The organism is Pseudomonas sp. B21-047 (assembly GCF_024748775.1).
GTDB classification, from domain to species: Bacteria; Pseudomonadota; Gammaproteobacteria; order Pseudomonadales; family Pseudomonadaceae; genus Aquipseudomonas; species Aquipseudomonas capeferrum.
The window spans coordinates 4400911-4422269 of sequence record NZ_CP087169.1 but is presented as its reverse complement, the minus strand read 5'-3'; the positions used below and the strand labels follow the sequence as shown (position 1 = coordinate 4422269).

General features: G+C 59.5%; 1 protein-coding gene and 1 pseudogene. Both read left to right on the top strand.

The window, feature by feature from the left end; translation table 11 throughout:
* Nucleotides 1-80: 80 nt before the first annotated feature.
* Nucleotides 81-3429 (top strand): annotated as a pseudogene (locus LOY26_RS20005) (amino acid adenylation domain-containing protein); the annotation flags it as partial.
* Nucleotides 3430-3456: 27 nt separating this feature from the next.
* Nucleotides 3457-21105 carry a non-ribosomal peptide synthetase gene (locus LOY26_RS20000; protein ID WP_258714030.1) on the top strand — a complete coding sequence of 5883 codons (17649 nt, stop codon included), beginning with the start codon at nucleotides 3457-3459 and terminating at the stop codon, nucleotides 21103-21105.
* The last annotated feature ends 254 nt before the right edge of the window (nucleotides 21106-21359 follow it).

Here is a 21359-nt window from a genome sequence, read left to right as displayed (position 1 = left end):
GGGGGGGCCTAAATCCTTGGCAGTGCTCAATCGTCTAACTACGGAGGAAATTGAAGAGCTGATTTCTTAGGAGATTCCCTGTGCAAGAGCTGCTCGATACAGTCGTATCGTTGTCCACCCAAAAACGTAAGGCGTTGGCAGCCTTGCTCAAGAAACAAGGCGTCAACCTGTATGGGGTCACGCCGATCTTCCCGAGGGATCCAGAAGCGCCGGTACTGCTTTCCTATGCCCAGCAGCGGCTATGGATTCTGTCACAGCTGGGCGAGGTGGGTACCGCGTACAACCTCTCGTCCGTCCTGCGCTTCAAAGGGCATTTGGACACGGGTGCCCTGCAGCGTAGCTTCGAGGCTTTGATCGCCCGTCATGAGACCCTGCGCACCACGTTCCGCCTGGAAGGGGAGCAGGCCGTGCAGGTGGTCCATCCGCACAGCCCCTTCAAGTTGATGTTCGAGCAGTTGGAGCAGACCGATGACGCCAGCGTGCGCAGTCATGTCGAGCACGAAGCTCATCTGCCTTTCGACCTGCAAACCGGCCCGCTGCTGCGGGTGAAGTTGCTGGGCCTGGTGCAGGACGAGCATGTGCTGGTGCTGACCCTGCACCACATCGTGTCCGACGGTTGGTCGATGCCCGTGATGATCAATGAGCTGGTGCAGCTCTACCACGGCTACAGCCAAGGGCAGAGGGTGGACCTGCCCGTGCTGCCGGTGCAGTACGCCGACTACGCCACCTGGCAGCGTAACTGGATGGAGGCCGGCGAGCAGGCGCGACAGCTGGCCTACTGGACGGCGCAGCTCGGTGACGAGCAACCCGTGCTGGCGTTGCCTGCCGATCGACCGCGGCCAGCGATAAGCAGCTATCAGGGCGCCCGAGTTACCGTGGCCATCGACAACACGTTGGCTGGCGCGCTGAAGCAATTGGCCCAGCAACAGGGCGCCACGCCCTTCATGGTGTTGCTGGCCAGCTTCCAGGCATTGCTGCACCGCTACAGCGGGCAGTCCGACATCCGCGTCGGTGTGCCGGTCGCCAACCGTAACCGGGTCGAGACCGAGCGGCTGATCGGCTTCTTCGTCAACACCCAGGTGCTGCGCGCCGAATTCGACCTGCAGATGACCTTCAATCAGCTGCTGCAACAGGTCAAGCAGCGTGCGCTGGGCGCTCAGGCGCATCAGGACCTGCCGTTCGAACAGCTGGTGGAGGCCCTGCAGACCGAACGCAACCTCAGCCACAGCCCTCTGTTCCAGGTGATGTACAACCACCAGACCCAGGCCAAGGGCGAACGCCGCAGTTTGCCAGGGCTGGAAATGGAAGAGCTGGCCTGGGATAGCCACACGGCCAAGTTCGACCTGATTCTGGACACCTTCGAGCATGAGCAAGGCATCAGTGCTGCGCTGACCTATGCCACCGACCTGTTCGAGGCCAAGACCGTCGAGCACATGGCCAATCATTGGCTGAATCTGCTGCAGGGGATCGTCCGCGAACCAGAGCAGCGCATTACCGACCTGCCTCTGTTGGCAGAGCATGAGCAGGCTCGGATCGTTCAGGACTGGAACCGCAACCCGACTAAATTCCCCAGCGAGCACACGCTCCATCAGTTGATCGAAGCCCAGGTCGAGTTATCGCCTGATTCACCCGCCGTGAGTTTTGGCGCTCAGACACTCAGCTACGGCGAATTGAACCGCCGCGCCAACCGCCTGGCGCACAAGCTGCGCGAACTGGGCGTGGGGCCCGACGTGCTGGTGGGGCTTGCCGTAGAGCGCAGTCTGGACATGGTCGTGGGCCTGCTCGGCATCCTCAAGGCGGGCGGCGCCTATGTGCCGCTGGACCCGGAGTCCCCCCAGGATCGCCTCGCTTACCTGTTCGAGGACAGTGGCATCGGTTTGTTGCTGACCCAAAGCCACTTGCGTGACGCCTTGCCCATTCCGGCAGGCATCCAACGCCTGAATCTGGACGACACGGCACTGGCCGACTACAGCGAAGCCAACCTGGCTGGCGCGGTATCGCCGCAGAACCTGGCATACGTGATCTACACCTCCGGGTCCACTGGCAAGCCCAAAGGTGCACTGTTGACGCACCATAACGTGGTGCGTTTGTTCGCGGCCACCCAGGAGTGGTTCCGCTTCGACGCCAGTGACGTGTGGACGGTGTTCCACTCCTACGCGTTCGATTTTTCCGTGTGGGAGCTGTACGGCGCGCTGCTGTATGGCGGCAAGGCGGTCATCGTGCCGCGAGACGTGGCGCGTTCTTCGCAGGATTTCCATGCGTTGTTGCTCAGCGAGCAGGTAACGGTGCTGAACCAGACGCCATCGGCATTTCAGCAACTGATTCCGCTTGCCTGCGAAGCCGCGCGAGGCGGCAGCCAGTTGGCATTGCGGTATGTGGTGTTTGGCGGTGAGGCGCTGGATGTGAGCAGCCTCAAGCCATGGTTCGACGTATTCGGCGACCGTCAGCCACGCCTGATCAACATGTATGGCATCACCGAGACGACGGTGCATGTGACCTACCGGCCGATCAGCCTGGATGATCTCAAGAATGTTGGCAGCAGCCCCATTGGCGAGGTCATTCCAGACCTGAGTTGCTACTTGCTCGACGGCACCTTGAACACGATCGTGCCAGGCAGCCACGGTGAACTGATGATTGGCCAGGATGGCCTTGCGCGTGGTTATCACGGTCGTCCGGCGTTGACGGCTGAGCGTTTCGTGCCGAACCCCTTCGATAGCCAAGGCGGTCGCTTGTACCGCTCGGGCGATTTGGCCCGCTATGGCGGTGATGGCGTCATCGACTACCTGGGGCGAATTGATCACCAGGTGAAGATTCGTGGTTTCCGTATCGAACTGGGTGAGATCGAAGCACGCCTGCAGGAGCAGGGCGCTGTGCGTCAGGGCGTGGTGCTGGCTCAGGATGGCCCGCAAGGCAAGCAGTTGGTGGGGTATGTGGTGCCGGGTGACAGCTCGGTCCTGGACAGCCTCGAAAGCCAGGTTCTTCTGCGGGGTTCCTTGCGCGAAGCGCTCAAGGCAAGCCTGCCGGACTACATGGTGCCGGCTCATGTGCTGTTCCTGGCCAGCTTGCCGCTGACCGGCAACGGCAAGTTGGATCGCAAGGCGCTGCCGCAACCGGATGCCAGCCTGCTGCAGGGCCAGTTCACTGCGCCGCAAAGTGCATTGGAGCAGCGGATTGCGGCGATCTGGGCCGATGTGCTGAAGCTGGACAAAGTGGGCCTTCACGACAACTTCTTTGAGTTGGGTGGCCACTCCTTGCTGGCGACCCAGGTGATGGCTCGCCTGCAGGTTGAGCTGGGCATCAACCTGCCGCTCGCCTTGCTGTTCCAGGCGGAAAACCTGCAGGCATACGCAGCCATGATCAGTGGCTTGAATACCAATACCGATGCGGACCTGGACGACCTCCAGGACTTCATGAGCGAGCTTGAGGCAGTTTGAGATGCAAACGGATAACAGAAACATGGAACTGGTAAAACGCTTCATTGGCCTGCCCCTGCCGCAGCGCAAGCTGTTTCTTGAAAAGCTCGCATCGAAAGGCATGAGCCTTGCGCAGTTGCCGATCCCACAAAGCCGTGGTGATTTCGACCAAGTTCCGCTTTCCTTCGCTCAGCAGCGGCAGTGGTTTCTGTGGCAGCTTGAGCCGCAAAGTTCTGCCTACAACATTCCCGCTGCCTTGAAGTTCACTGGTGCGCTGGATATCGCCGCTTTGCAGCGCAGCTTCGAGTCGTTGATCGCCCGCCACGAAACGCTGCGCACTACCTTCCGGTTGGAGGGTGAGCAGACCGTACAGGTCATTCACCCGCACATGCCGTTCGAGCTGGTTGTGGAGGCTGTCGAGGCCACAGCGCCGAGCGGTGTTCGTGCCAGCCTGGAAGATGAGGCCCAGCAACCCTTCGATCTGGAGCATGGGCCGCTGATGCGGGCCAGGCTGCTGCAGTTGGGTGCGCAAGAGCACGTGCTCACACTGACGTTGCACCACATCGTGGCGGATGGATGGTCCTTGCCGGTGATGGTGGATGACCTGGTCAGGCTCTATGAGGGCTACAGCCAAGGCCACGACGTGCTGTTGCCGACGCTGCCGATCCAGTACGCCGACTATGCCATCTGGCAGCGGGCCTGGATGCAGGCCGGTGAACAGGACCGGCAACTGGCCTACTGGAAAGAGCAGTTGGGGGACCAGCAGCCGGTGCTGGAGCTGCCGACTGATCGCCCGCGCCCGGCGGTCTACAGCCAGCAAGGCGCACGGCTGGAAATCCCGTTGGGCGGGGAACTGGTCGGTTCGCTCAAGCAATTGGCACAGCAGCAGGGCGTGACACCCTTCATGCTGTTGCTCGCCAGCTTTCAAACGCTGTTGCACCGTTACTCCGGGCAGGCGGATATCCGCGTGGGTGTGCCGATCGCCAACCGCAACCGTGCCGAGACGGAGCGCCTGGCGGGCTTCTTCGTCAATACCCAGGTACTGCGTGCCGAATTCGAACTGAGCACCACCTTTACCGAGCTGCTGGAGCAGGTCAGGAAACGTGCATTGGGCGCACAGGCGCACCAGGACTTGCCGTTCGAACAACTGGTCGAGGCCTTGCAGCCAGAGCGCAGCCTCAGCCACAGCCCGTTGTTCCAGGTGATGTACAACCACCAGACCGAGACCAAAAAGGGCGAAGGGCGCAACCTGCCTGGCCTGGTGATGGAAGAGATCGCCTCGGACAGCCACGTGGCCAAGTTCGACCTGGCACTGGACACGTTCGAGCACGAAGCCGGTATCAGCGCGGCGTTGACGTATGCGACCGATCTGTTCGATACGGCCACCGTCGAGCGCATGGCAGGGCACTGGTTGAACTTGCTCGTCAGCATCGCAGGGCAGCCGCACCAGCCTGTTGCTGGTTTGGCAATGCTGAGCCCGCACGAACAGCAGTTGGTCATCAAAGACTGGAACAGTACCCAAGCCGATTACCCTGCCGAACGCAGCCTGCACCAGTTGTTCGAGGCCCAGGTCAAGGTGTCACCCGATGCGCCGGCATTGCTGTTCGGCGAGCAGGTGCTGAGCTATACGGCGTTGAATCAACGGGCCAACCAGTTGGCACACAGACTTCGCGAGCAGGGGGTGGGGCCGGATGTGCTGGTGGGCATCGCCATGGAGCGCAGCCCCGAAATGGTGGTTGGCCTGCTGGCGATCCTGAAGGCGGGTGGCGCCTATCTGCCGCTCGACCCTGAGTACCCGCAGGACCGTATCGAGTACATGCTCGAGGACAGCCAGTCGATCTTGCTGCTGTCCCAGTCGCACCTGCTTGCGCGCATGCCTGAAGCGTTTCATGCCCGGACCTTGTTGCTCGATCAGTTGTCGCTGGAGGGCTACCCGGTAACCGATCCGGTCTGCATGACCGAACCGGGCAATCTGGCCTACAGCATCTACACCTCCGGGTCCACGGGCAAGCCCAAGGGCGTGTTGATCGAGCATCGAAACGTAACGGCGCTGATTGGCTGGGCGCTGACGGTCTATAGCCAACAGGACCTGTGTGGTGTGCTGGCATCTACTTCGATCTGTTTCGACCTGTCGGTGTGGGAGCTGTTCGTCACGCTGTCGGCTGGAGGCTACGCGGTGCTCGCTGCCAACGCCCTCGAGCTGCCGCACCTGGCGGCCAAAGACCGGGTGCGTCTGGTCAACACCGTGCCATCGGCGATCAAGATGCTGCTTGAGACCGGCGAACTGCCGGCGACCGTGCGCACCATCAACCTTGCTGGGGAGGCGCTGAAGCAGTCGCTGGTCGACGAGTTGTATGCGACCGGGCATGTGCAGCAGGTTTATGACCTGTACGGCCCCTCCGAGGACACCACCTACTCCACCTTTACCCTGCGTTGCGCCAATGGCAGGGCGAACATCGGCCGGCCGATTGCCAACAGTGCGGTTTATCTGCTGAGTGAGGCCGTAGCGCCGGTACCGGTAGGGGTAAACGGTGAGTTGTACATGGCCGGTGCTGGGTTGGCACGGGGCTATCTCGGCCGCCCTGGGTTGACGGCCGAACGCTTCATTCCTGATCCGTTCGATGAGCAGGGCGGCGGCAGGATGTACCGCACCGGGGACCTTGCCCGTTATCAGGACAATGGGCTTATCGAGTACGCAGGTCGCATCGATCATCAGGTGAAGATCCGCGGGTTCCGTATCGAACTGGGGGAGATCGAGTCACGTCTGCAGGCTCAGGAGGCTGTCCGCGAAGCGGTCCTGTTGGCTCAGGACGGCCCAACTGGCAAACAGCTGGTAGGTTATGTGGTGCCGGCCGACGAGACCGTGATGGCCACCCTCGCGCGGCAATCAGCGCTGCGCGATGCGCTGCGTGGCCAGCTCAAGCAAACCCTGCCCGAGTACATGGTGCCAGCGCAGTTGGTATTCCTTGAGGCGCTGCCGCTGACCCCGAATGGCAAGCTGGATCGCAAGGCACTACCGCAGCCCGATATCAGCCTGTTCCAAGTGGAATACCTTGAACCTCGTACTGAACTGGAGCGGGATATTGCGGCTGTCTGGGCCGGCGTGTTGAAACTAAGCAAGGTAGGGCTTACCGACAACTTCTTCGAACTCGGTGGCGACTCGATCATTTCCTTGCAGGTGGTCAGCCGTGCGCGCCAGGCGGGCATCCACTTCACGCCCAAGCAACTGTTCCAATACCAGACCGTACAAGGTTTGGCTTCGGTTGCCCGGTGTGCGGACAACGTTGTCATCGACCAGGGTGCAGTCACCGGCACCACGCCGCTGACTCCGGTTCAGCACTGGTTCTTCGATCAGGCGATGGCGCAACCTCACCACTGGAACCAGTCGGTGCTGCTGGCACCAAGCGTGAGCATTGATCCGCAGCATCTGGCTACGGCGCTGCAACGCGTGCTGCAGCAGCATGACGCCCTGCGCCTTGGTTTCGATCAGGCAGCCGGACAGTGGCAAGGCACGTTCAATGAGGTCGATACGCAGGGCATCCTGTGGGATCGCTCGTTTAGCGACATGGACTCGCTTTTGCACGCAGCCGGTGAGGCGCAGCGCAGTTTCGCGCTCGGCGGCCCGTTGGTGCGGGTGCTACTGGGCACGCTGCCGCAGGGTGAACAGCGACTGCTATTGGTCGTCCATCACCTGGTCGTTGACGGTGTGTCATGGCGCGTGCTGCTGGAGGACCTGCAGCAGGCCTACCTGGCAGCCTCGGCCGGCCAGCCTGCCGAACTGCCTGCCAAGACCAGCGCCTACAAGGCGTGGGCCGAACGGTTGCAGGCTTATGCCAAGAGTGCCGATCTGGCCCAGGAGCTGACCTACTGGCATGCACAACTGCAACATGCTGACGATGATTTGCCGCGTGATCATCAGCAAGGTGGCAATCAAGTAAGTCACGCCGCCTATGCGAGCACCCATCTGGACGCGGAGTGGACCCGCAAGCTTCTGCATGAAGCGCCCATGGCCTACCGCACCCAGATCAACGACCTGCTGCTTGCAGCGCTGGCGCGGGTGGTGGCTCGCTGGACCGGGCGCTCCAACGTGCTGGTACGCCTTGAAGGACATGGCCGTGAGGACGTGTTCGACGACCTGGACCTGACACGCACCGTGGGCTGGTTCACCAGTATCTATCCGGTGAGCCTGAGCGCTCAGGCGCAACTGGATAGCTCGATCAAAGTCATCAAGGAACAACTTCGGGCAGTACCCAACAAAGGTATTGGTTACGGGCTGCTGCGCTATCTTGGCAGCGATGACAGTCGGCAGGTTCTGGATAACCTGCCGCAGGGCGAAATTGTCTTCAACTACCTGGGGCAATTCGACGGCAGTTTCCAGGAAGAAGGCAGCGTCTTCACGCCTGCCAAGGAGTACGGCGGGGCCAATCAAAGCGACGATGCGCCATTGGGTAGCCTGTTGGCATTGAACGGGCAGGTTTACGCTGGCGAGCTGAAGATGGGGTGGACCTTCAGCCGGGAACTGTTCAACGAGTCGACCATTCAGCGGTTGGCTGATGAGTACGCCGAGGAACTCAAGGCGCTCATCACTCATTGCTGCCAGAGAACGAATCGTGGGGTTACCCCGTCGGATTTCCCTCTGGCGTGCTTGAGCCAGGCTCAACTGGATAGCCTGCCCGTACCCGCTGCCGACATCGCCGATATCTACCCGTTGGCACCCATGCAGCAGGGCATGTTGTTCCATACACTGTATGAGCAGGCGGCCGGCAACTACATTAACCAGCTACGGGTGGACGTGGACGGCTTGGACGTGGAGCGTTTCAGGCAGGCCTGGCTGGGGGCACTGGGTGCGCACGATATTCTGCGAACCAGTTTCGTCTGGCAGGGGGAGCTGGACCAAGCGGTGCAGATCGTGCACAAGCATGTCGAGCTGCCGTTCAAAGAACATGACTGGCGTAATCAAGCGACAGAAGATCATGCACTTGAGGCGTTGGCCGAACGCGAGCGACAGCGCGGTTTTGTGTTGGATGCAGCACCTTTGCTGCGCCTGGTGCTGGTAAGGACAGCTGAAAATCGACATCACCTAATATGCACCCATCATCACATCCTGATGGATGGATGGAGTACCTCGCGTCTGTTGGGTGAAGTGCTCCAGCGCTATGTTGGCCACCATCTGCCGGCCCAGACGATGCACTATCGCGACTATATTGCCTGGTTGAAGCGCCAGGACGCTGGCGCTGCCGAAACCTTCTGGAAGGCTCAACTGGCCGAGCTGCAGGAACCCACTCGCCTGCTCCGGGCAACACGAATGTCCCCACCAGCGAGCGCTTCTGGGTATGACGCCCATCACCAAGTGTTCGATCGTGCACAGACTTTGTCGATCGAAGCCTTTGCCCGGGCCAATCGGGTCACGGTCAACACGCTTGTGCAGTCGGCATGGCTGCTGCTATTACAGCGCTACACTGGTCAGGCTAGCGTGGCTTTCGGCGCGACTGTGGCAGGTCGCCCCGCAGACCTGCCAGGCGTGGAAGAGCAGATCGGTCTATTCATCAACACCCTTCCTGTGGTGGGCACACCGCGTGCTGAGCAAACCGTCGCGGATTGGATTTCTCAGGTCCAGGCGGGCAACCTCGCAGTGCGTGAATACGAACATACACCATTGAACGAAGTGCAACGGTGGGTTGGGCTGGGCGGTGAGTCCCTGTTCGATAACGTCTTGGTGTTCGAAAACTACCCAGTATCCGAAGCCCTGCAGCAGGGAGCACCTCAGGGGCTGCGTTTTGGTGAAGTCGCGAATCGCGAACAGACCAACTACCCGCTTACCGTGCTGGTTAACCTCGGTTCGACGCTCTCGATTCAGTACAGCTATGATCAAGCACTATGGGCCAACCCTGCCATCTGCCAGGTAGCGGAACACTTCCAGAATCTTTTGCATGCCTTGGTCCTTGATGCAACACGAGTAATCGGCGACCTGCCGTTGATGGGGGCGCAGGAGCAAGCTCTGGTCATAAAGGACTGGAACCACAGCCAGAAGAGTTTCCCAAGTGATCGTACGCTTCATCAATTGATCGAGGCCCAGGTCGAAGCCTCACCACATGCGCCCGCGCTGAGCTTTGGCGAACAGACGCTGAGCTATGATGAATTGAACCGTCGCGCCAACCAGCTGGCGCACAAGCTACGTGAGCTTGGCGTAGGCCCGGACAGTCTGGTGGGCATTGCTGTCGAACGCAGCCTGGAGATGGTCGTAGGTTTGCTGGGCATCCTGAAGGCCGGTGGCGCCTATGTACCGCTGGACCCGCAATCCCCGCAGGATCGCCTGAGCTACCTATTAGAAGACAGCGGCATTGATCTGCTGCTGACCCAGGGGCACCTGCGTGAAGCCTTGCCAATTCCTGCCGGCATCCACTGTGTGAACCTCGGCGACGCATCGCTGGCCGACTACAGCGAAGCCAATCCGCAGGTAGCTGTTTCGCCACACAACCTGGCCTATGTGATCTATACCTCGGGTTCCACTGGCAAGCCCAAAGGGGCACTGCTCGCTCACCACAATGTGGTGCGCTTGTTCGCGGCAACCCAGGATTGGTTCCAGTTCGACGCTAGCGACGTGTGGACAGTGTTCCATTCCTATGCCTTCGACTTCTCGGTCTGGGAGTTGTATGGCGCATTGCTGTATGGCGGCAAGGCCGTCATTGTCCCGCAGGATGTGGCGCGTTCTTCGCAGGACTTCCACGCCTTGCTGGTAAGCGAGAAGGTGACGGTGCTCAATCAGACACCTTCGGCGTTCCAGCAACTTATACCGATCGCCTGCGAGGCAGCACAGGCCGGCAATCAGTTGGCTTTACGTCACGTTGTGTTTGGCGGTGAGGCTCTGGATGTGAGCAGCCTCAAACCGTGGTTCGAGGTGTTTGGTGATGCCCACCCACGCATGATCAACATGTATGGGATCACCGAAACCACTGTACATGTGACCTACCGCCCGATCTGCCGGGATGACTTGAAAAATGTCGGCAGCAGCCCGATTGGCGAGGCTATTCCCGACCTGACCTGGTACCTGCTCGACGATGCTCTGAATCCGATCGTACCGGGTAGCCAGGGTGAGTTGATGATCGGTCAGGACGGGTTGGCTCGCGGTTATCACGGTCGGCCGGCATTGACCGCTGAACGCTTCGTGCCGAACCCGTTCGATACCCAAGGTGGGCGCTTGTATCGTTCGGGCGACTTGGCACGTTACTGCGGCGACGGGGTGATCGAATACCTGGGGCGGATTGACCATCAGGTGAAGATTCGCGGATTTCGAATTGAGCTGGGGGAAATCGAGGCACGTCTGCAAGACCAGGTTGCTGTGCGCCAAGGCGTGGTACTGGCCCAGGATGGCCCAAGTGGCAAACAGTTGGTGGGCTACGTGGTGCCGGCCGATAGCGCGGTCCTGGAAAGTTTCACAGCCCAGGCTTTACTGCGCGATGCCTTGCGCGAAACGCTCAAGGCGAGCTTGCCGGAATACATGGTACCGGCTCATGTGCTGTTCCTCGCCAGCTTGCCGTTGACCGGCAATGGAAAGCTGGACCGCAAGGCCTTGCCCCAAGCGGATGCGAGCCTGCTGCAGGGCGAATATGTCGCCCCGCAGAGCGCGCTTGAGCAACAGATAGCAGGTATCTGGGCCGATGTGCTGAGGCTGGACAAGGTCGGTCTGAACGACAACTTCTTTGAATTGGGTGGCGACTCCATCGTGTCATTGCAGGTGGTCAGCCGTGCGCGTCAGCAGGACATTCAGTTTACGCCCAAAGATTTGTTCCAGAATCAGACTGTGCAAGCACTGGCTGCGGTTGCGCAGCGTTCGACCAGTACAGCTATCGACCAAGGGGCAGTTATCGGCGCTACTGCGCTGTTGCCGATTCAGCATTGGTTCTTCAACGCTGATATTCCTCAGCGTCATCATTGGAACCAGTCCGTGTTGCTGATGCCGCACGAGACCTTGGCGCCGGAGCCGTTGAACAAGGCTCTGCAGGCTGTCGTGGCGCATCACGATGCGTTGCGTCTGCGCTTCGAACAGGGCAATGATGGTTGGCAGGGTTCATTCAGCGATGCCATGTGCGAAATACTCTGGTGCCGCAAGGTCGACGATGCGCAGGCTCTGCAGCACCTGGCGGTCGAAGCCCAGCGCAGCCTTGATCTTCAACAGGGGCCGTTGCTTCGGGCAGTACTGGCGGAGTTGGCTGATGGAACTCAACGGCTGCTGTTGGTAATTCACCATCTGGTGGTGGATGGCGTCTCCTGGCGCGTGCTGCTGGAGGACCTGCAACAGGCTTACCAGGCGCAGCAAGCTGGCCATCCGCTGAAATTGCAGGCCAAGACCAGTTCATTCAAAAACTGGGTCGAGCATTTGCAAGGCTATGCCACAAGCGACAGCCTGCGATCAGAACTGAGCTACTGGCAGGCGCAGTTGCAAGGGGCGAGTGATGAGCTGCCCTGTGATTATCCGCACGGCAGTAACCTGGAGCGCGACTCGGCGTCGGTCAGTATCCGTCTGGACCGGGAACTCACGCGACAACTCCTGCAGGAAGCACCGGCAGCCTATCGTACGCAGATCAATGACCTGCTGCTGACCGCGCTGGCACGGGTGATCGGCCGCTGGACCGGTCGCTCCGATGTGCTGGTGCGTCTGGAGGGCCATGGACGTGAAGACCTTTTCGACGGCGTCGACCTGAGTCGCACCGTGGGCTGGTTTACCAGCGTGTACCCGGTAAAACTCAGCCCGAAAACCAGCCTTGTCGATTCGATCAAGACCATCAAGGAGCAGTTGCGAGCGGTGCCTAATAAAGGCCTCGGCCACGGTCTGTTGCGCTACCTGGGCAGCCCGGAGGCGCAGGCGACCTTAGCGGCCTTGCCGCGTGGCGAGATTGTGTTCAACTACCTCGGGCAGTTCGACGCAAGCTTCGACCAGCAGTCGGGCTTGTTCGTCCCAGCGAAGGAATATGCTGGCGCCACTCAGGACGAGCATGCACCGCTAGGCAGCCTGTTGGCCCTGAATGGCCAAGTTTACGGCGGTGAGCTGAAACTGGGTTGGAGCTTCAGTCGGGCACTGTTCGACGAGTCCACCATCCAGCGCCTTGCCGACGAGTATGCGCAAGAGCTTACGGCGCTGATTATCCATTGCAGCGAGCTTGAGCACCGTGGAGTGACGCCTTCGGACTTCCCGCTGGCCGAGCTTACACAGTTGCAGCTCGACAGCCTGCCGCTGCCTGCCGAGCAGATTGCCGATATCTATCCGCTATCGCCGATGCAGCAGGGCATGTTGTTCCATACCTTGTACGAGCAGCAGTCCGGTGACTACATCAACCAGCTGCGGGTCGATGTTCACGGCTTGGATGTGGAGCGTTTCAAGCAGGCCTGGCAGGCGGCGGTGGATACTCACGCCATCCTGCGGACCGGCTTTGTCTGGCAGGGCGAACTGAACCGGGCGGTTCAGGTGGTGCACAAGCAGGTCGTGCAAGCGCTCGTCGAGTATGACTGGCGCGGCCAGCCGGCGTTGCAGGAGGCCGTGCAAGCGCTGGCTGAAAGTGAGCGACAAGCTGGCTTCGAGCTCGACCAGGTACCGTTGCAGCGCCTTACGCTGGTGCGCACGGACGACAATTGTCATCACTTGATCTACACCAACCATCACATTCTGATGGACGGCTGGAGCACCTCGCGCTTGCTGGGTGAAGTTCTGCAGCGATATGCAGGGCAACATGTACCGGCGCTGACAGCGCCCTATCGCGATTACATCGCTTGGCTGCAGCGCCAGGATGCAACGGCCGCTGAAACCTTCTGGAAGGCTCAACTGTCCACGTTGGAAGAGCCGACACGACTGTCGCAAGTGGTGCGTCACGGTGCTGGCGAGCTGCATGGCCAGGGTGAATACCATCAGGTGTTCGACTCCGCGCAGACCCAACGCATCGAGGCCTTCGCTCGCGCCAACCGGGTTACCGTCAATACCCTGGTGCAATCGGCATGGTTGCTGTTGCTGCAACGCTATACCGGGCAGTCCACTGTTTGCTTCGGCGCCACAGTGGCAGGGCGCCCGGCGGACCTGCCAGGGGTGGAGGAACAGATCGGTCTGTTCATCAATACCTTGCCGGTAATCGGGTCGCCGCGTTGCGAGCAGACTGTAGCCGAATGGATTGCACAGGTGCAGGCGTGCAACCTGGCGTTGCGCGAGTTTGAACATACGCCGCTGAATGCTGTTCAGCGGTGGGCGGGCCTCGGGGGGGAAGCACTTTTCGACAGCCTCCTGGTATTCGAGAACTACCCGGTGTCACAAGCCTTGCAGGAGGGTGCGCCAGACGGCTTGCGCTTCGGGCAGGTCGCCAACCTGGAACAGACCAACTATGCCCTCACCCTGGCGGCTACCATGGGTGAAACACTGTCGATTCAGTACAGCCATGCCCGTGCCTCTTGGGGCGATGCTGCCGTCGAGCGCCTGGCGGAGCACTTCGCAAACCTGCTGCGAGCACTGGTCGAAGATGCCAACGTAGCGATCGGAGAGTTGTCGCTCCTGGGGGGCGCCGAACGCCAGTTGCTTCTCGATGACTGGAATCGCAGCGAGGCAATTGCCTTGTCGGGCCAATGTGCCCATCAACGCTTCGAGGCGCAAGCCAATGAACGGCCGAATGCTGTGGCGCTGGTATTCGGTGAGCAGCAACTGAGCTACCGTGAACTGGACGTGCAAACCAATCGTTTGGCCCACCTGCTGATCGCGCGTGGGGTTACCGCCAACAGCCTGGTTGGGGTCGCTGCGGAGCGTGGCCTTGCGCTTGCCGTCGCATTGATCGCCATTCACAAGGCGGGAGCAGCCTACGTGCCGCTCGACCCTGAGTATCCGCAGGATCGCCTGGCCTATCTAATCAAGGACAGCGGTATTGGATTGCTGCTGGCAGATGCAGTGTCCATGAAGCGACTGCCGGTTCCTGCCGACCTGCCTTGTGTTGGCCTCGAACCTGGAACGCGGTGGTTGGAAACATTCAGCGCCGCGCCCCTGCAATGCGCGGTCACGCCGGACAGCCTGGCCTATGTCATCTACACCTCCGGCTCCACCGGTATGCCTAAAGGCGTGGCCATACCTCATCATGCCCTCTCGGTTTTCTGCGAGGTCGCTAGCGGCTACTCGCGGCTGACTGCCGATGACCGGGTGCTCCAATTCGCCACGTTCAGCTTTGACGGATTCATCGAGCAGTTCTTCCCGCCATTGTCCCGTGGGGCGTGCGTGGTGATGCGTGATCAGCAGCTCTGGGACACCGACACCTTCAGCGAACAGGTCATACGTCATGGCGTCACGGTGGCCGATTTACCGGCGGCCTACTGGCGTCTGCTGGCGCTGGATCGACGTGAACCGCAAGCCTATGGCCAGTTGAAGCAGATCCATGTCGGTGGTGAAGCTGTCGCACTAGATGGTCTGCAGGCGTGGCTGGCAGATGGCCCGGCGAATGTGCGGCTGCTCAATACTTATGGGCCGACCGAGGCCACTGTGGTTGCTACGACTTATGACTGCTCGAGACTGGCTCAAGCACCCTTGCCGGAGAGCGGGGTACCGATTGGTCGCGCAATTGGCGGGCGGGTGATGCGGGTGCTGGATGACAGCCTGTCGCCTACACCGATCGGTGTTCCGGGGGAGTTGTACATCGGTGGCGATGGCTGCCTGGCGCGCTGTTACCACCAGCGCCCGTCGCTGACTGCCGAACGGTTCATCCCTGACCCGCTGGCTGAAAAAGGTGGCGCACGGTTGTACCGCACGGGTGACCTGGGTTATTTCGATGAGCAGGGTGAACTTGCCTATCGTGGCCGCGCCGACCATCAGGTCAAGGTACGCGGTTTCCGCATCGAGCTTGGTGAGGTCGAACAACATCTGCAAGCGCATCCACAGGTGCGCGAGGCGGCGGTGATTGCCGTGGATCACGCTGGCGGCAAACAGCTGTGTGGTTATGTAGTGCCAGCGGAGGGTGCGCCCGATGAACCTGCATTGCGCGACGCGTTAAGGGAGTCGCTCAAGAGCAGCTTGCCGCACTACATGGTTCCGAGCTACCTCATAGTGCTAGATAAGATGCCCATGACGCCGAGTGGGAAGCTTGACCGCAAGCGTCTGCCTAGCGTCGATCAAAGCCAGTTGCACAACCAATACGTGGCGCCCTGTAATGAGATTGAGCAGAACTTGGCGGATATCTGGGCGGCTGTACTCAAACTCGAAAAAGTTGGGGTCACCGATAACTTCTTCGAGCTAGGGGGCGACTCGATCATTTCCCTGCAGGTTGTAAGTCGGGCCCGCCAGGTCAGTATCCAATTCTCTGCGAAAGAGTTGTTCCAGCATCAGACGGTACGCCAACTGGCGGCTGTCGCACGCCGTGAAGAGGGGACATCGATCGACCAAGGCCCTGTCACCGGGTCTAACGCGTTGACGCCCATCCTGCAGTGGTTCTTTGAGGAGGACATTCCATCACGTCACCACTGGAACCAATCGGTGCTGCTCAAGACCCGAGAGCCTGTGATGGCCGAGTGGTTGGAAGCTTCGTTGCGAACATTGCTTACGCATCATGACGCGCTGCGTCTGCGTTTTGCATCACAGCAGGGCAGTTGGCAGGCGCAGTTTGCCACTGACACCGATCAGGATTTGGTGTGGGTGCGCAGGCTGGAAACGGCACAAGAGCTTGCTCCATTACTGGAGCACGCCCAGCGCAGTCTGGATCTGGCACAAGGCCCGTTATTGCGAGCAGTGCTGATCGAAATGCCGGATGCTACACAGCGAATACTTCTGGTGATCCATCACCTCGTGGTTGATGGCGTGTCGTGGCGGATACTGTTAGAAGACTTGCAGCAAGCCTATAAATCACAAAGCACCGGACAGCCGCTGACGCTGCCAGCGAAGACCAGCTCGTTCAAGGCATGGGCTGAGCGTCTGCAGGCATATGCCACAGCCCCCGTACTGCAAGAGCAATTGAATTATTGGCAAGACCAGTTGCGAAATGTGGACGATGCGCTTCCTTGTGATCACCCCCAAGGCAGTAATCAGATCAAGTGTGCCACCAGCGTAAGCAGTCGACTCGATGCTGAGTGGACGCAAAAGCTGTTGCAGGATGCACCCGCAGCCTACCGGACGCAGATCAATGATCTTCTACTAACAGCCTTGGCCTGCGTGGTCGGACGATGGACTGGACGCTCCAACGTGCTGGTACGCCTGGAAGGCCATGGTCGCGAAGATATATTCGACGACGTTGACCTGAGCCGTACGGTCGGCTGGTTTACCAGCATGTACCCGGTCCGTCTCAGCCCGCAGCTGACAATCGACAATTCGATCAAGGCCATCAAGGAACAACTGCGCGCAGTGCCAGACAAGGGGCTGGGCTACGGCCTGCTACGTTATCTTGGGGGCGAGGAATGCGCGGCGACGCTGGCGGCATTACCGCAGGGCGAAATCGTCTTCAACTATCTGGGACAGTTCGACGGCAGCTTCGATGAGCCATCAGGGTTATTCGTGCCGGCCAAAGAAAATGCGGGCTCTACGCAGGACCCGAACTCGTCTCTAGGTAGCCTGCTGACTTTGAATGGTCAAGTGTTCGGGGGGGCGCTGGAGCTTTCCTGGTCCTATAGCCGCGAGCTGTTCGATGAATCGACCATCCAGGGGCTGGCAGATGCGTATACCGAGGAATTGAAAGCGCTGATCGCACATTGCTGCCAGAAGCCGCATCAAGGCGCGACCCCATCGGACTTCCCGCTGGCCGGCCTTACACAGGCACAGATGGACAGCCTGCCTGTGCCTGTGGCGCAAGTAGCCGACATCTATCCGTTGTCACCGATGCAACAGGGCATGTTGTTCTACAGCGGTCAGGGTGGCGAAACGGGGCTTTATATAAACCAGACTTCGGTCGCTGTCGAAGGGTTGGAAGTCGAGCGATTCGTTGAAGCGTGGAATCAAGTGATTGCGCGTCACGATATTCTGCGCACCGGATTCTGGTCGTCTGCGCAGTTGGGACACCCCCTGCAGATTGTTCATCGACAAGTGGACTTGCCTGTACGCGTACTCGATTGGCGGGACCGGGATGCTGCCGAAAGCGCGCTGCAAGTGCTGGTAGATGGCGATGCGGCGCAAGATTTCGACATGCTGCGGGCGCCATTGATGAGGGTGACACTGGTGAGGCTGGACGATCAGCGGATGCAGCTGATCTGGACGCGCCACCATATTTTGATGGACGGTTGGAGCAATTCACGTCTGCTGGGTGAAGTGTTCCAGGCTTACCATGGCCAAGCCTTGGTGGGGGCTGCTGGGCGCTTCGGTGAATACATTCGTTGGCTTGAAGCACAATCGCAGAAGGAACTGGAGACGTTCTGGACGGCCAAGGTGAGCCAGATTGAAAGCCCGACACTGCTCGCCCAGGCAGTATTACCAAGGCCGGACTCCGACTTGTCAGGGCACGCGGCGCTTTACTTGCATTGGGATTTAGAGCGTACGGAGCGGCTGCGTTTGACAGCGCAAGGCCTACGTGTGACGCCCAACACGCTTGTGCAGGCAGCTTGGCTGCTGCTGTTGCAGCGCTACAGCGGACAAGAGGCAGTATGCTTTGGTGCCACTGTAGCTGGTCGGCCAGCCAGCCTGCCAGGTGCTGACGAAATGCTGGGCTTGTTCATCAATACCTTGCCTGTGGTGCAAGCACCTGCTGCCCAGCAGCGAGTCTGTGACTGGTTACAGCAACTGCAGAGCTACAACCTGGAACTACGCGATCATGAGCATGCGGCGTTGTCCAATGTTCAGCGTTGGGCCGGGCGCCCAGGCCAGGCATTGTTCGACAGCATTCTGGTGTTCGAGAACTACCCAATCGATGAGCGCTTGAACAGTAGCAGCAACAACGCTCTGCAATTTGGTGAGGCCAACGATCGCGATGTCACAAACTATGCGATGGATCTGGCTGTGCACCTGACTGATACCTTCTCGGTCGAATTCATGTACTTACGCGACAGTTTCAGCGAGGCCGGTACTGCTGCGATTCGCGATAGTTTCGAGTGCTTGCTCAACGCGATTCTGGCGAATCCGCAGGCTACCGTGGGTAGCCTGGACATGCTTAGCCCTGCCCAGATAAAGCAAGCCAGCCAGCGCAACGAGTTGCACACGAACCCAGTCGACATGCCGCTTTTGGCCAAGCGCATCTGCGCGCAGGCTCAGGCACAGCCTGACGCAGTGGCGCTGATCTGCGGCGAGCAGCAACTGACCTACAGCGAGCTGGAGGAACGCGCTAACCGTCTTGCCCACTACTTGATAGCGTTGGGTGCCAAACCTGAAACAACGGTGGGTGTTGCACTGGAGCGCTCGGTGGAAGTGATCATCGCTTTCTTCGCAGTGATGAAAACAGGTGCTGCTTATGTGCCTCTGGACATCGATTACCCTCAGGATCGACTGCAGTGGATCGTCGAAGATTCGGCAATGCACTTGCTGCTGACCAGTAGTGGTTTGCGTCAGCGCTTCACCGAGGTGGCGCAATGTGTAGAACTGGACCTTTTGGACACGGTGGGCCTCACGGCGAGCGTGCCGCAGGTGCAGGTGCAAGATGACAATCTTGCCTACCTGATCTACACCTCCGGTTCGACCGGTAAGCCCAAAGGCGTGGCGGTCAGCCATGGGCAGATCCGCATGCATTGCCTGGCCATTGCCAAACTCTACGAGATGGATGAACGCACGCGCGAGTTGCTGTTCATGTCATTCGCTTTTGATGGTGCTCAAGAGCGTTGGTTGTCGACGCTGACGTCGGGTGGATGCCTGGTCATTCGCGAAAACCGCCTCTGGACCGCTGAAGAGACGTGGCAAGTGTTGCATGCACAACGCATCGATATCGCTTGCTTCCCTCCGGCCTATCTCCAGCAGTTGGCAGAGTTCGGCGAAACCCAACAGCAAGCAGCACCACCTGTTCGGATCTACTGTTTCGGTGGCGATGCGGTGCCAGATGCCTTGTTCGAGTTGGTCAAACGCACATTGCGTCCGCAGTACTTGACCAATGGCTACGGACCGACAGAAACGGTGGTAACACCCTTGCTGTGGAAAGTGTCGGCAGAACAGTCCTGTCAGGCGGTGTATGCACCGATCGGTGAGCGGGTCGGCGAGCGAACCTTGCACGTCTTGGACCAGAACCTGAACCCATTGCCTGATGGTGTGGCCGGCGAGTTGTATATTGGGGGCCATGGACTGGCGCGTGGTTATCACCAGCGTGCGGCGCTCACCTCCGAACGCTTTGTCGCGGACCCGTTCGCCGTGGGTGCACGCCTTTATCGTACAGGTGACCGAGTTCGCAGGCGTGCCGATGGCGTTATCGATTTCATTGGCCGCCTGGACAACCAACTGAAAATACGTGGCTTCCGAATCGAACCGGGCGAGATCGAAGCACGTCTGCGCAATCAGGTGGATGTCCGCGACGCGGTGGTTGTTGCGCGTGAAGGCGCCATCGGCAAACAACTCGTAGGCTATGTGGTAAGTGGCGCTCAGGCAGCCACTGCTACGCAGCTTCGTGAAGCTTTGCGGTGCGAGCTACCTGACTACATGGTACCCGCGCAGATTGTGGTACTGGAGGCGATGCCGCTTACACCGAACGGCAAGATTGACCGTAATGCGTTGCCGGCGCCCGACTTTGTCGGCCATAGGATGCACCTTCCTCCGCGCAACAACGTAGAGCAGGCCTTGGCGCAGATCTGGCAAGAGGTGTTGAGCGTTGATCAGATCGGCATCAATGACAACTTCTTCGAGCTGGGTGGCGATTCTCTGCGGGTGTTGAAAATGCTGTCCAAGGTTCGCTCGCATGTCGGTCTGCATTTGGATCTGAAGCTACGCGATGTGATGGCAAAGCCGACTATTGGTGAGCTGTCGGGCTACTCAAGCGTAGAGGTGGATCTTGACCCCGTGCTGTTACTCAATGCTCGTGTTGAGACGGCTACGCCGCTTTTCTGTCTGCATGCAGGCTTTGGCACTGTATTTGACTACGAGCCACTGGCGCGTCGTCTAGAAGGTGTGTGCAGTGTGTATGGCGTGCAGTGCCGTATGTTGCTTGATCGTCAGTGGAAGGACGAGTCTCTTCAGGCGATGGCCATCGATTATGCGCAGTACATCCGTCAGAAACAGCCAGAAGGGCCGTATCGACTTGCAGGCTGGTCATTGGGTGGCACGCTCGCAATATTGGTGGCTCAGGAACTGGAAATCCAAGGCGAGACAGTTGCAATGCTTGGTCTGGTGGACAGTTTTGTTCCTCAAGCAACTGATGATCAGACGGCAGAGGATTGGAGCGATGACTTGCACGGCTTCCTCAGCGTGTTGCTGGGCGTTTCCAAGGACGCGCTGGAGGTTCCACCTGTACCCGCTGGCATGGGGGGCGCGTCACTGCAGCTGCTTATTGAGGAGATTCGTTCTAACCCGCTCGGGCAATCTATGTACGCCGATATCGACAGCTCTGAACTGGCTCATACGTTCGAGGTGGCGATGCGTTTGAAAGCGTTGTCGCTCAACATTTCAAGCTTGCCTCGGCTCAAGGCTCGTGCGACATGCTGGTGGGCGGGGCATGTGACGCCTGCATGGAACATCACTGTTCGCACAAGTCAGTCGGTGGCTGCAGGGCATTACGACATTCTCAAGCATGCTGACGTAATTGAGGGCTTAGCGGCGCAGTGGTTGTTGGAGGGCTCCATGATCGATTGAGCGAGGTTGATTGATTTATCCAGCGTCAATTGACATGGCCCCGATCCCGCACCTTGAGGTTGCGGGTTCGGGGCCATGTGCTTTTTAGGCACCACGAAAAACGAGAGCAATCCACTAGCACAGCAGAGTGATTGGCTATGGAACGGACAGTGTCTTATGAATTTCGCGGGCACGCTCGTTAAGCGCTTGCTGTGAGCTCCCCGCAGCCTGACGTCACTAAAGTCCTATCGCATGGCAAGCAAGCTCAAGTGAGG